This is a genomic window from Lactococcus formosensis (assembly GCF_018403745.1).
GTDB classification, from domain to species: Bacteria; Bacillota; Bacilli; order Lactobacillales; family Streptococcaceae; genus Lactococcus; species Lactococcus formosensis.
In genome coordinates this window covers 109,238-122,439 of record NZ_BOVP01000002.1, presented here as the reverse complement: position 1 = coordinate 122,439, position 13,202 = coordinate 109,238, and the positions used below count along the sequence as shown (strand labels likewise).

Annotated in this window: 13 protein-coding genes; 9 read left to right on the top strand and 4 right to left on the bottom strand. The window is 38.1% G+C overall.

The features are described from left to right. Positions 1-86 precede the first annotated feature (86 nt). From fakA to rpmB, 3 genes are all read right to left on the bottom strand, one after another. Complete coding sequence (gene fakA / locus KJS37_RS02945) at positions 87-1,757, bottom strand: DAK2 domain-containing protein (protein WP_017368715.1); 1,671 nt, start codon at positions 1,755-1,757, stop codon at positions 87-89. Continuing rightward, positions 1,757-2,119, bottom strand: coding sequence for an Asp23/Gls24 family envelope stress response protein (locus tag KJS37_RS02940; protein ID WP_026063759.1), 363 nt, complete (start codon positions 2,117-2,119; stop codon positions 1,757-1,759). The genes fakA and KJS37_RS02940 overlap by 1 nt, the downstream gene beginning before the upstream one ends. 288 nt (positions 2,120-2,407) lie before the next feature. Further along, positions 2,408-2,602: a 50S ribosomal protein L28 gene (gene rpmB, locus KJS37_RS02935; protein WP_003133678.1), complete on the bottom strand. Its 195-nt coding sequence runs from the start codon at positions 2,600-2,602 to the stop codon at positions 2,408-2,410. A gap of 181 nt (positions 2,603-2,783) precedes the next feature. Here rpmB and KJS37_RS02930 point away from each other — a divergent pair, with 181 nt between their 5' ends. Next, positions 2,784-3,434 (top strand): DUF1129 domain-containing protein, encoded by a 651-nt coding sequence (locus KJS37_RS02930; protein ID WP_213495838.1) that lies wholly within the window; start codon positions 2,784-2,786, stop codon positions 3,432-3,434. A 103-nt stretch (positions 3,435-3,537) separates the two neighbouring features. Further along, the gene (locus KJS37_RS02925; RefSeq protein ID WP_213495836.1) at positions 3,538-5,856 is read left to right on the top strand and encodes an HAD-IC family P-type ATPase; all 2,319 of its coding nucleotides are present in this window, start codon (positions 3,538-3,540) and stop codon (positions 5,854-5,856) included. 93 nt (positions 5,857-5,949) lie between these two features. Here KJS37_RS02925 and KJS37_RS02920 read toward each other — a convergent pair whose 3' ends face one another. Next, positions 5,950-7,098 (bottom strand): glycosyltransferase family 4 protein, encoded by a 1,149-nt coding sequence (locus KJS37_RS02920; protein ID WP_213495834.1) that lies wholly within the window; start codon positions 7,096-7,098, stop codon positions 5,950-5,952. Positions 7,099-7,317: 219 nt separating this feature from the next. On the opposite strand from KJS37_RS02920, the gene rfbA reads away from it, so the two are divergent. Genes rfbA through KJS37_RS02885 form a run of 7 tightly spaced genes read left to right on the top strand, consistent with a single transcriptional unit; the run spans position 7,318 to position 13,172 of the window. Continuing rightward, positions 7,318-8,187 carry a glucose-1-phosphate thymidylyltransferase RfbA gene (gene rfbA, locus KJS37_RS02915; RefSeq protein WP_017368718.1) on the top strand — a complete coding sequence of 290 codons (870 nt, stop codon included), beginning with the start codon at positions 7,318-7,320 and terminating at the stop codon, positions 8,185-8,187. Beyond that, the gene (locus tag KJS37_RS02910; RefSeq protein WP_096368823.1) at positions 8,188-8,784 is read left to right on the top strand and encodes a dTDP-4-dehydrorhamnose 3,5-epimerase family protein; all 597 of its coding nucleotides are present in this window, start codon (positions 8,188-8,190) and stop codon (positions 8,782-8,784) included. Between the two features lies 1 nt (position 8,785). Further along, positions 8,786-9,043, top strand: coding sequence for a hypothetical protein (locus KJS37_RS02905; RefSeq protein ID WP_165711758.1), 258 nt, complete (start codon positions 8,786-8,788; stop codon positions 9,041-9,043). 21 nt (positions 9,044-9,064) lie between these two features. After that, positions 9,065-10,108 (top strand): dTDP-glucose 4,6-dehydratase, encoded by a 1,044-nt coding sequence (rfbB, locus tag KJS37_RS02900; RefSeq protein WP_017368721.1) that lies wholly within the window; start codon positions 9,065-9,067, stop codon positions 10,106-10,108. Between the two features lie 15 nt (positions 10,109-10,123). Then, positions 10,124-11,023 (top strand): dTDP-4-dehydrorhamnose reductase, encoded by a 900-nt coding sequence (gene rfbD, locus KJS37_RS02895; protein ID WP_213495832.1) that lies wholly within the window; start codon positions 10,124-10,126, stop codon positions 11,021-11,023. 54 nt (positions 11,024-11,077) lie between these two features. Beyond that, entirely contained in the window at positions 11,078-12,226 is a 1,149-nt protein-coding gene (cps2T, locus tag KJS37_RS02890; protein WP_213495830.1) for a beta 1-4 rhamnosyltransferase Cps2T, read from the top strand. After that, positions 12,216-13,172 (top strand): glycosyltransferase family 2 protein, encoded by a 957-nt coding sequence (locus KJS37_RS02885; protein ID WP_213495828.1) that lies wholly within the window; start codon positions 12,216-12,218, stop codon positions 13,170-13,172. Before cps2T ends, KJS37_RS02885 begins: the two co-directional genes overlap by 11 nt. Positions 13,173-13,202 lie beyond the last annotated feature (30 nt).

The window sequence follows — 13,202 nt, the reverse complement described above, 5'->3', positions numbered from 1 at the left end:
TATGGGAGCGCCTAATAAAAAAAGGAATGTTTCACGTGAAAACAAAACACACAAAAAAACTAGCTTTGAGAGGCTAGTTTTTTGTTTTATTCTACAGAGAAAATGTATGGATAAACGGGTTGCTTACCATCATGAATCTCTACTTCAAGTTCTGGATAACGCTTCTCTAGTTCTTTGGCGATACGTTCTGCATTTGATTTCTTACCATCTGCGCCAATATAAATTGCTGCAATCTCGCTGTCTTCATCAATCATCTTTTCAAAAGCAGCAAAGATAGCGTCGTTCATTTTTTTGGTTGAAGCGACAATTTTATTGTTGACCATGCCAAGGGTATCTTTTTTGTGGATGTCAATACCATCAATATTAGTGTCACGAATAGCTTGTGTCACTGCACCAGATTGTACGTCTGCCAAAGAAGCAGTCATATTTTCTTTGTTTTCTTCAATTGATTTTGTTGGGTCAAAGCTGAGCAAGGCAGTAAAACCTTGAGGGACAGTTGCTGTTTCAATCACTTCAACAGGGATGTCTGAAACTTCAGCGGCAGATTTGGCAGCCATGAAGATATTTTTATTATTTGGAAGAATAATAACTTTTTCGGCATTGACAGCTTCAATAGCTTTGAGAATATCTTCTGTTGATGGGTTCATTGTTTGACCACCAGAAACGACATGCTGTACACCCATTTCACGGAAAATGTCAGCAAGACCATCACCAGCAGCGATGGCAATCAATCCCCAGTCAGATTTAGAAGTAGAAGTGCTGATGTTGTTTGTTTTTTCTTTTTCAGCAACACCTTCGTTTTGGAGGCGCATGTTGTCAACTTTAACCTTAACCAGACGACCATATTTAAGGCCTTCTTGCATAACAAGACCAGGATCTTCAGTATGGACATGGACTTTAACGATTTCTTCGTCATCAACAACTAAAAGTGAATTACCGATACCCGCCAAGTAAGCTTGGAAATTATCGTGATCGTAACTTTCACGTGCTGTTGGACCTTGGCCTAATTCGACCATAATCTCTGTACAGTAGCCGTATTTGATATCGCTTGTGGAAGCACCCGCAACACTTGTTTCAGACTCGTGCTCAAGGTTGATCATGCGGTCCATGGCACCTAAGCCTTGCTCAGGATTTTCAGGGACGAATTCACCGTTGAGAGCCATCAAGAAGCCTTCGTAGATATAAACTAAACCTTGACCACCTGAATCGACAACACCGACTTCTTTAAGGACTGGCAACATATCTGGAGTTTTCGCTAAAGCGATTTTAGCTCCTTCAAGAGCAGCTTCCATAATAGCTGTTGCATCGTCAGTTTCATTAGTTTTACGATTTGCAAGTTCTGCTGCACCGCGTGAAACAGTTAAGATTGTACCTTCAACAGGTTTCATAACCGCTTTATAAGCGACTTCAACACCATTTTGCAAAGCATTAGCTAAATGAATACCATCAAGTTCATCGTAGTCTTTAGCATATTGTCCAAAACCGCGGAAGATTTGACTAAGGATAACTCCAGAGTTACCACGAGCGCCCATGAGCAAACCTTTGGAAAGGATTTGAGCAACTTGACCAACAGTTTCGGCTGGTTTTTCAGCGACATCTTTGGCACCATTTGTGATTGTCATCCCCATGTTTGTTCCTGTATCTCCATCTGGGACAGGAAAGACATTCAGAGAATTGACATATTCAGCTTGTTCGTTAAGGCGACTTGCTGCCGCCTGAATCATTTCTTGAAATTTACTTGCGTTAATATTTGACACTAGTCTTCGACCACCTTCACATTTTGTACATACACATTGACTTTAGCTGCTACAATGCCAAGTTGATTTTCCAGATTAAAACGGATACGTTCTTGGATGTTTTTGGCAACTTCGCTAATTTTAACACCATAGCTGACAACAACATAAACACCAATGATTGTTTGGTTATCGGTTGTCGTAACGACAACACCTTTAGAATAGTTTTCTTGTCCGAGGATATTACGGAAATTGTCTTTTACAGCATTTTTGCTTGTCATGCCGACAACGCCGAAAATTTCAGTAGTGCTTGCACCTACAACAGTAGCGATAACATCTGTTGCAATGTCAACATTACCATGTTGAGTATTAATAGTAACGGTCATTTTCATATGCGTGCTGTTGAATCATACAGCACTTTCCTCCATAATAATTTATGTATCACTTCATTTTATCATAATTTTGTAAAATAGAACAGTTGTTTTGTTGGTTTTTTGGTCAATTTAGCCGTGTAAGTGCTTTAGGAAAAGCACATGAGCTGAAAGAGTTTTAGAAGATAAAAAACCAAAGATCAATCGTTAGTCATGACCTTTGGCTTCTGAAGTATTGAATAAGGAGAAGAGAATAAAAAAGACCAGTAAATAAAATTCACTAGCTTTCTTTATTTTATCCAATTATACACGCTCAACGCCTGCAGGCAATTTTTTCAATGCTTTAGCTGAAGCCCATACAGTTTTGAGTTCACCGTTTTCAAGAATTTGAACTTTTTGAAGATTAGGTTTAACTACACGTTTAGTTTGGTTCATAGCGTGTGAACGGTTATTACTTGATACAGTCTTACGACCAGTAAAATAACATTCTTTTGACATGGTTTGGTTCCTCCTTAAAAATTTTATGCTTTTTTTAAAGAGCATCTCTAAAAATTCAGATCTGAAACACAATTCTTACAGAAACCCTCAAAATAACATACCAAATTAGTATAACATTTTTTTATTAAAAAAATCAAGTTTTATTTCCAAATTTCACCAAAATTTTTATATAATAGGAGATATGGAAAATCTAATCGAGCAACTCACTGCCAAAAATAGCGAATATGTACATAACGTAACAAAGCAATTGATGCTTTTAGGAAAATCAGACGAGGAAATCAAAACAATACTTGCTGAAATCTTGCCAAAAATCATCGAAGGACAAAAGGAAGGCATTCTAGCCCGCAAATTATTGGGGGCACCAATGGAATTTGTGACACAGTATAAACCTGAAGAAGATAAGGTGAAACGTCAGGAAACAGCGAAAAATGAATCGCCCTTCTTGATGTGGTTAGATAGTGCTTTACTCTTTTTTGGTGTGATTTCAGTGGTTATGGGATTGATGGGTCTCTTCCAACCACAAGCAAGTGTTTACGGTCTTTTGACAACGCTGGCCTCTTCCGCTCTCGCTGGTTTGGTGATGTACTGGATGTACAAATACTTCTATAGTGCACAACGCCCACAGAAAAAAGGTAAAGGTTTTGCGATGTTAGCTGTCGCGATGGTTGCATGGGCAGGTGTTTCTGTCTTAGTAGCCCTCTTACCAAAATCCATCAATATCGTACTTGCGCCTTACCTGACGATTATTCTTGGGGCAGCTGTGATGGGGATTCGCTTCCTTATTCAACGTAAATTCAATGTACAGTCTTCAATGGCACGTCAAACAAAATAAACCAATTCACCTCGTCCTCATTGTGACGGGGTTTTATTTCGAAAATGTAAGGTGTTTGCTTCTCTAATAATGTTAGGATAGAATAAGAGTTAGGAGAGAGCTTATGCTATTTAAATATGAAGGTTTGACACAAAAAGAAGTTGAGAAACGTTTAAATTCAGGTCAGGTCAATATCGCAAAGAATGAGAGCAGTAAAACATACGGCCAAATTTTTGCGAGTAATTTGCTGACTTTTTTTAACTTAATCAATATTTTCCTTTTTATTTTAGTGCTTTCAGTGGGCTCGCATCGAAATGCGCTTTTCATTATTGTTGTTGCGGTGAATGCAGGAATTGGTTTATATCAGGAAATTAAAGCACGTCGCTTGCTCGACAAGCTTTCTTTATTGAATACAAGTAAGGTCAAGACTTTTCGTCAAGGGAAACAGATTGAATTAAAACAAGAAGAGCTTGTGCTTGATGATATTATTCTTCTGGGACTTGGGGATCAAATTCCGTGTGACAGCCAAATCATTGAAGGTCAACTGGAAGTTAATGAAGCTTTGCTTACTGGCGAGGCAGATGCGCTGAGTAAAAAAGAGGGAGCGAAACTTTTTTCTGGAAGTTTTGTCACAAGTGGCACAGCAGTTGCACGGGTTATTCATGTAGGAAAAGACAATTATATTCATCAATTGGCCCATGAAGCTCAAAAAATAAAGAAACAGAAGCGAATGTTGCGTGACAGTTTAGCAAAGGTTGTACGCATCGTGAGTTTTATTATGGTTCCGTTGGGCATTATGCTTTACCTCAAGTTATTTTATGTCATTGATACGGGGCACAAACAGGCTGTTTTGGGAACAGTTGCTGCTCTAGAGGGGATGTTCCCGCAAGGTTTGATTTTATTGACCAGTATGGCTTTAACGCTAGGTGTTATCAATTTAGTGAAGCAAAAAGTATTGGTTCAAGAGCTCCATACGATCGATGCACTTGCACGAGTGGATGTGCTTTGTTTGGATAAAACGGGGACTATTACGACAGGTGAGATGGAGGTAGAACATATCGAGAGTTTGGCTGAATGTTCGGAGCAACACATTGCTCATGTTATGGGGAACCTACTAGAGATTCTTCCAGATCAAAATGTCACTGCCCAAGCCTTAAGGAAGTATTTTGCTTCATTAAAGAATTATAATGTTTCTCAAGTGTTGCCATTTTCTTCTGAGAGAAAATACAGCGCAGTTGAGTTTACAGAAGGGACCTTTTATTTAGGTGCTTGGCAGTTTTTGTTTCCAAAGGGAAATACCGTGTTAGAACAGCACGCACAAAAGTATGCAGAAAAGGGTTATCGTGTGTTAGTGTTGGCCCGCTCAAAACAAGCACTTGATAGAGACCGACTTCCTGAAGACCTAACTGCAGAAGCGCTCATTGTTATTTCTGATGTCTTACGTGACGATGCCAAACAGACATTGGCTTACTTTAAAAAGCAAGGTGTACGCTGTAAGATTATCTCTGGGGATGACCCTGTGACCGTATCGGCAATTGCGAAGGCTGTTTCCTTACCAGATGCTGAGCAATATGTTGATGCCAGTCAAATAAAAACAGATGCAGAACTAGAGTTTGCAGTAGAAAATTTTCAAATTTTTGGTCGTGTCTCCCCACAACAGAAAAAAATGATGGTGCAAATCCTGAAGAAGCAGGGACACACAGTAGCGATGACGGGAGATGGTGTCAACGATATTTTGGCCTTTAAGGAAGCTGATTGTTCAATTGCCATGCGCGAAGGTAGTGAAGCAGCGAAACAAACGGCAAATCTTATTTTAATGGATAATAATTTCTCGGCAATGCCCTATATTGTAAATGAAGGGCGACGTGTGATTAATAATCTAACACGTACAGGCTCCTTGTTAATGGTGCGGATGATGTTTTCGATAGCTTTGACTGTTTTGACTTTGGTTGTTGGGAGTGTCTATCCTTTCGAGCCAATTCAGCTTACTGTTTTGACCGCATTTTTTGTCGGAATTCCTTCTTTTTTCTTGAGTTTTGAGTCAGATTTCTCCAAAGTAGAAGGAAGTTTTTTGCAAACGCTATTTGAGCGCGCCTTTCCCGTTGGTTTCAGTATTGCAGTAGGAGCAATCCTTATTGTTGCAATAGGGAAGGCTTTGGGGATTTCACATCCGGAGCTTGCTATGATGACAGTTCTTTTTTCTGCGTGGAACTATGTTTTGATGCAACGCAAGATATTTTGGACTATTAAGCGCTATCGCTTATGGATTTTCACGCTTACACAGCTGTCGTTTTTCGTAGCTTTAATTGTGGGTACGGACTTCCTCAATTTGGCATGGCCGAGTCCGCTTCATTTTACATTACTTATCCCATTTGTTATTGCTACACCTCTTATACAATATTTACTTTCTAAGGGATCTGTATTTATATTTAAAAAATTATAAAGGAACACAAAAAAGATACTCTGAGGAAAGTACCTTTTGTCATTCGCATATAAAAAAACAGTTGAGAAAATTTTCTGACTGGTTTTTTTATTACTAAAGCTTCTTGTCTAACTCGTCTAATTCAGAAAAAGCTGTTTCAAAAGCATTAGCTGTTATTTCCCAAGTGAAATTTTTCATAATATGCGTGGATGTTTTTTCCTGCATACTTTTGCGCTTTTCTGGATGAGTAATGAGATGTCTTAGGGCATCTATTAAAGCTTGTTCGTTGTTTTCGATAACGAATCCGTAGGAATCATTTGGAAGAAGTTCTCTTGCTCCACCTACATTTGTTGTTATAAGTGCATTTTTTAAGAGGCCTGCTTCGAGTAAAGCCGTGGAAAATCCCTCAATTTTTGAAAGTAAAACAAAGATATCAGATTCACTGTTCATTTGCATTACCCCATCATGAGAAATCTCTCCTAAAAATATAATGTTTTCTTGAGGGTATTTTGCTACCATATCTTGATAAATAGGTCCATCACCAGCTATTGTTAATTCTAGGTTATCAAATTCTTTGGAAAGTTTGCTAAAAGCCGCTAAAAGAGTTTCTACACCTTTAAAGTGGGGCTGCAAACGACCGGCATAACTAATTTTTATTTTGTTTTCAGTTTTTTTATTCTTGAAATATTTTGAAAAATCATTGCTGTCAATAGCGTTATAAAGGACACCCTTGGATTTTATAGCAAACTCTGACAACCAATCAGCTGCTTCCTGAGAGACACCATAGAATATTTTGGAATTCTTTTTAACTCGAGCAATCAGAAGCTTTTCGATGATGTTCAATATTTTATCTAAAAATTTATTATTGGTCGTAAGATAGGTTGTCCCATGCTCTGTAACTATAGCTTGCTTTCCTTGCTCTTTTGCTATTTTTGCTCCAAGTAATGAAGGGAGTTGGAAACGAGTATTGATAACAAAATAATCAATGTTTTCTGCTTTAATTTTCTTTAATAATTCTTTATATGTTTTGTTTTTTTTGAGGAATGGGTAGCGTTTCTTGCCAAAATTGTAGATAGGAAGTCGGTATATTTTAATCCCATCCTCAATAGATTCATCACAAAGGTCATCTGAATGTTTCGAGGTTATAACGATTACTCGATAACCGCGAGCTACCAATTTTTTTGAAATATTATAAGTGTATCTTTCGATGCCACCAAAAAATGGGACATAGAAGCCACTAAAAAAAGCGACTGTTCGGGTCATCTCGCCTCCTTATTTGAAACTCACAAACCTCTCTTCTGCTCTTTCATTTAGAAATATTGCTTTGATTTTGAGTATGATATAGTTAAATTCTTCACCATTATAACACAATCTTAATTGTAACGTGAAATGCTTCACGCAGCGAATTAGAATGAAATAAAACAAAATTTATGCTATAATTGTGCTGATTAACTATAATAAAAAAACAAAGTGAGGTACCTCATGAAAGGGATTATTTTAGCAGGCGGATCAGGAACGCGTTTGTATCCACTGACTCGTGCAGCAAGTAAACAATTGATGCCCGTCTATGATAAACCAATGATTTATTATCCGCTATCTACATTGATGTTGGCTGGAATCAAAGATATTTTGATTATCTCAACACCAGAAGATACACCGCGTTTCCAAGAACTCTTGCAAGATGGTTCTGAATTTGGTCTTAATTTACAGTACGCTGTTCAACCAAGTCCAGATGGTTTGGCTCAAGCTTTCATCATCGGTGAGGACTTTATTGGTGATGATTCGGTTGCTCTTATTTTAGGAGACAATATTTATCATGGCCCAGGAATGTCTAAGCTACTCCAAGCAGCTGCAGCCAAAGAAAAAGGAGCAACTGTGTTCGGATATCAAGTGCCAGATCCAGAGCGCTTTGGCGTTGTCGAGTTTGACAAAGACATGAATGCTGTTTCGATTGAAGAAAAGCCAGAAGTGCCAAAATCTGACTATGCTGTAACAGGGCTTTATTTCTACGATAATGATGTTGTAGAGATTGCGAAAAACATCAAACCTTCACCACGTGGAGAGTTGGAAATCACGGATGTGAATAAGGCCTATCTTGAACGAGGTGATCTCTCTGTCGAACTTATGGGGCGTGGTTTTGCATGGCTCGATACAGGGACACATGAAAGTTTGCTTGAAGCAGCGCAATATATTGAAACAGTTCAACGTATGCAAAACGTTATGGTTGCTAACCTTGAAGAAATTGCGTGGCGTATGGGCTACATTTCGGAAGAAGCTGTACGTGAACTTGCGCAACCGCTTAAGAAAAACGCATACGGTAAATATTTACTTAAATTAGTAGGTGAGAAATAAATGACGGATAACTTTTTTGGAAAAGAACTCGCAGCACGCAAAATCGAAGCTATTCCAGGTATGTTAGAATTTGACATCCCGGTTCATGGTGATAATCGCGGCTGGTTTAAAGAAAACTTTCAAAAAGAAAAAATGCTCCCACTCGGTTTCCCAGAAAAATTCTTCGCAGAAGGAAAGTTACAAAATAACGTTTCTTTCTCACGTAAGAATGTTTTGCGAGGGTTGCATGCAGAACCATGGGACAAATACATTTCCGTAGCGGATGGCGGGCGTGTTCTAGGCTCATGGGTAGACCTTCGTGAAGGTGAGAGCTTTGGTCAGGTTTATCAAACAGTGATTGATGCCAGCAAGGGTATTTTTGTACCACGTGGCGTTGCCAATGGCTTCCAAGTTTTAAGTGATACCGTTTCTTACTCTTACTTAGTTAATGACTACTGGGCTTTGGAGCTTAAGCCAAAATACGCCTTCGTCAATTATGCAGATCCAACTTTAGGCATTGAATGGGAAGACCTTGCCAATGCTGAAGTGAGTGAAGCAGATAAAAATCATCCACTGCTTACAGATGTAAAACCCTTGACTGCAGATTTACTCGGTTAACATGAAAGCGAAACATCTACAAAGTAAAAAAGTACTAGAGTTTTGGCAAGTGAATAAAGATAACGAGCAGCCTGTATGGGTAAAGAAGGCCTTTGCTTCAGGTGGATTTTCTTGGTTAAATGATAAAACATTACGTATTGTTAATACTGGTGGACTAATCAAAATTAACGCTGCTCAAGATGAATTTCTGGTGTTTAACGGCAAATATTTAAAAATCGTTTCAGCACAGAAATTCAGACAAGACTATCGCTTGCAATAAAAATATACTAGAGGAAAAACAATGACTGAATTTAAAAACATCGTAGTCACTGGTGGCGCTGGATTCATCGGTTCAAATTTCGTACACTACGTTTATAATAATCATCCAGATGTACATATCACCGTTTTAGATAAATTAACTTATGCGGGAAATCGTGCCAATATTGACATGATTCTTGGAGATCGTGTAGAGCTTGTAGTTGGTGATATTGCAGATCCAGAGATTGTGGATCAAGTTGCTTCCAAGGCAGATGCGATTGTGCACTATGCGGCAGAAAGCCACAACGATAACTCACTTAAATCACAAGATGAGTTTATCCAAACGAACTTTATCGGGACATATACCTTGATTCAAGCGGCACGTAAATATGATTTACGCTTCCATCATGTATCGACAGATGAAGTTTATGGTGATTTGCCTTACCGCGAAGATTTACCAGGACACGGCGAAGGCGAAGGTGAGAAATTCACTGATAAAACACCTTACAATCCATCAAGTCCTTACTCTTCGACTAAAGCAGCATCAGACTTAATTGTCCGTGCTTGGGTACGTTCATTTGGTTTGAAAGCGACAATTTCAAACTGTTCAAATAACTATGGACCTTACCAACACATCGAAAAATTTATCCCACGTCAAATTACAAACATTTTATCAGGGATTAAACCAAAACTTTATGGCGATGGTAAAAACGTGCGTGACTGGATCCATACAGAAGACCATTCTTCTGGTGTTTGGGCAATTTTGACTAAAGGTCGTATGGGTGAGACTTATCTTATCGGAGCCGATGGTGAAAAAAATAATAAAGAAGTTTTAGAAGAAATCTTAACGGAAATGGGACAAGCAGCTGACGATTATGATCGTGTAACTGACCGTGCTGGCCATGATTTACGTTACGCTATTGACAATACAAAACTTCGTACAGAACTTGGCTGGGAGCCTAAGCACACAGACTTTGAGTCAGGCTTGAAGGCAACGATTGATTGGTATACTGAAAATCAAGACTGGTGGAAGGCAGAAAAAGCTGCTGTTGAGGCAAAATATGCTGAAAGCCAAAAAGTTCTCTAAGATAAAGGAATAAATATGATTTTAATTACTGGTGGAAATGGTCAACTTGGTACCGAGTTACGCCATCTTCTTGATGAACGTGATGTAAAATACTTTGCAGCAGATGTCAATGAACTTGACATTACAGACAAAGCTGCTGTTGATACTTTCTTTGACAAAAATAAGCCAGAATTGGTTTATCACTGTGCTGCATACACTGCTGTAGACAAAGCCGAAGATGAAGGCAAAGCACTCAACGAAAAAATTAATGTTGATGGCACACGTCATGTGGCTGAGGCAGCGGCTCGCGTTGGAGCAACACTTGTTTATATTTCAACAGACTATGTTTTCAATGGCGATTTACCTGTTGGTCAAGAATGGGAAGTTGATGCTCCAGCTGATCCACAATCTGAATATGGTCGTACAAAACGATTAGGTGAACTTGCGGTGGAAGAATCAGGAGTGAAATTTTATACGATTCGTACCGCTTGGGTATTTGGTAACTACGGACATAATTTCGTTTTTACTATGCAAAACTTAGCGAAAACGCATGATACATTGACAGTGGTAAATGATCAGCATGGTCGCCCTACATGGACACGTACCTTAGCAGAGTTCATGGTTTACTTGGTTGACAATGATGTAAACTTTGGTTACTATCACTTAACAAATGATGCTGCAACAGATGAAGATGTGACTTGGTTTGATTTTGCGTCGGAAATACTGAAAGATACAGAAACAAAGGTAACACCTGTTGATTCAAGCGCTTTTCCAGCAAAAGCAAAACGTCCTTTCAATTCTACAATGAGCCTAGAGAAAACAAAAGCCACTGGATTTAAAATTCCGTCATGGCAAGATGCTTTAGCTCAAATGGTTGCAAAAGGTGATTTACGTCCAGATAAATCTGGTGTAAAAGGCGATATTAATAAGAAATAAAACGATATTCTGTCGGAAACGGCAGAATTCTCGTTTTGAGAGGCTATAAGTATTATGGTAAAACATATTTTTATTATTGGGAGTCGTGGACTCCCTGCGAAATATGGCGGTTTTGAAACTTTTGTGGAAGAACTTGTTAAACATCAAAAAAACGAAAATATTAAATATCATGTAGCTTGTCAAAGCGAGAATTCCGATTTGGCTCGTCTTTCGGATGGACATTTTGACTACTTAGGAGCAGATTGTTTTGCTATAGATGTTCCTAAGATCGGTCCAGCTCGTGTTATCGCATACGATATTTTAGCTATAAAAAAATCCCTAGAAATCATTAAACAAGAAGGAATAAAAAATCCTATCTTTTATATTCTAGGGAATACTATCGGTGGAGTTATTGGTACCTATGCAAAAAAAATACATCGTATAGGTGGGAAGCTTTTTGTAAATCCTGATGGGCTGGAGTGGCGCCGTACCAAGTGGACGGCCCCGGTTCGCAAGTACCTTAAGTTTGCTGAGAAAAAAATGGTTAAATATGCAGATTTAATTATTTCTGATAATGTAGGAATCAAAGAATATTTAACGGAAGAATATGGTCCTGTTAAATCTAAAATTATTGCCTATGGTACTGAAACAGAGATGTCGAGTTTGGATTTTTCTACAACTTTAGAAAAATTTGATGTTAAAGATTACTATTTGATTGTAGGGCGTTTTGTCCCTGAAAATAATTACGAGATACTGATTCGTAGTTTTATGGCATCAAACACGGAAAATGACTTGGTAATTATCACTAACTATGAAGGAAATGGTTTTTATGAAGCACTTCTTCAAAAAACAAAATTTGACCAAGACAAGCGTATAAAATTTGTTGGAACAGTATATGATCAAAATGAATTGAGGTATATACGAGAACATGCATTTGCATACCTGCATGGACATGAAGTGGGAGGGACCAATCCAGGGCTTCTTGAAGCGATGTGGTCAACTTCGGTTAATCTCGTTTTAGATGTCAATTTTAATCGTGAAACAGCAGGGGATACAGTGCTTTATTTCTCTAAAAATGAGTTAACTGAAAAAATAGAACAAGTTGAAAACTTGAGTGATATGGAACGAGATGACCTACAAAAAAGATCAAGAAGTAGGATTCAGGAAAAATATATGTGGGACATGATTTGTACCCAGTATGAGGAGCTTTTTGTTGAAAGTTAATATTTTATTGTCAACATACAACGGTGAAAAGTATGTTGGTCAACAAATAGAAAGTATTCAGAAGCAAAGCTTCACCGAATGGAATTTGTTAGTGCGAGATGATGGCTCAAAAGATAGAACGTGTGATATCGTTGCTTCATATGCGCAACTTGACCAACGGATTCAGCTGATTAAGGCTGAAAATAAAGGTGTGGTTGATTCTTTTTATGAACTAGCTAAATATAATCAGGCAGATTACTATTTTTTCTGTGATCAGGATGATTTTTGGCTACCGGAAAAATTGCAAACCATCCTTGATGAGGCGATTAAACAGGATAATGAGAAGGCAAAACTTTATTATACAGATTTGAAAATTGTTGATAAAGATTTGAATATAATAAATGACTCAATGATTAAGAGTCAATCGGGACATGCCAATACAAAACTTGTCCAAGAACTTACTGAAAATTCTGTAACTGGTTGTACAATGATGGCAAACAATGCTTTGATTAATCTTTGGAAAGATACTTCTGATATCATCATGCATGATTGGTACCTGGCGCTCTTAGCAGCTTCACAAGAAGGACTGATTTATATTGACAAGCCCACAATACTCTATCGTCAGCATGATGATAATGTTTTAGGGGCACGTACATTTAATAAAAGGATCAAGAAATGGATTCGTCCTAATCTTTGGTTTAAAAAATATTGGTGGTTGATTATAGAAAGCCAAAAACAAGCAAAAAAATTGCTTGAAGAAGATATACAGATTTCAGAAGAAAATCGAGATTTGATTCACAACTACACAAGCATTTTAGAACAGAATCAAGCAACGCGACGTGCCTGGATTAAAAAGCATAACTTGCGTAAAAATAAATCAGGGCATACACGGATATTCCGCGCTTTGATTATTACAAAATTTGCCTACAAGGCCTTTCTGCGCTCGGATCGCAAGGATATTAAATAAAATTTGCAGCAGCAAATTCTCGGAGGACTC

Excerpts from the sequence above, each read along its gene's own strand:
- KJS37_RS02925 (WP_213495836.1), top strand. The coding sequence starts at position 3,538 with ATGCTATTTAAATATGAAGGTTTGACACAAAAAGAAGTTGAGAAACGT.
- KJS37_RS02910 (WP_096368823.1), top strand. The coding sequence starts at position 8,188 with ATGACGGATAACTTTTTTGGAAAAGAACTCGCAGCACGCAAAATCGAA.
- rfbA (WP_017368718.1), top strand. The coding sequence starts at position 7,318 with ATGAAAGGGATTATTTTAGCAGGCGGATCAGGAACGCGTTTGTATCCA.
- KJS37_RS02930 (WP_213495838.1), top strand. The coding sequence starts at position 2,784 with ATGGAAAATCTAATCGAGCAACTCACTGCCAAAAATAGCGAATATGTA.
- rfbD (WP_213495832.1), top strand. The coding sequence starts at position 10,124 with ATGATTTTAATTACTGGTGGAAATGGTCAACTTGGTACCGAGTTACGC.
- cps2T (WP_213495830.1), top strand. The coding sequence starts at position 11,078 with ATGGTAAAACATATTTTTATTATTGGGAGTCGTGGACTCCCTGCGAAA.
- KJS37_RS02920 (WP_213495834.1), bottom strand. The coding sequence starts at position 7,098 with ATGACCCGAACAGTCGCTTTTTTTAGTGGCTTCTATGTCCCATTTTTT.
- rfbB (WP_017368721.1), top strand. The coding sequence starts at position 9,065 with ATGACTGAATTTAAAAACATCGTAGTCACTGGTGGCGCTGGATTCATC.
- KJS37_RS02940 (WP_026063759.1), bottom strand. The coding sequence starts at position 2,119 with ATGACCGTTACTATTAATACTCAACATGGTAATGTTGACATTGCAACA.
- rpmB (WP_003133678.1), bottom strand. The coding sequence starts at position 2,602 with ATGTCAAAAGAATGTTATTTTACTGGTCGTAAGACTGTATCAAGTAAT.
- KJS37_RS02905 (WP_165711758.1), top strand. The coding sequence starts at position 8,786 with ATGAAAGCGAAACATCTACAAAGTAAAAAAGTACTAGAGTTTTGGCAA.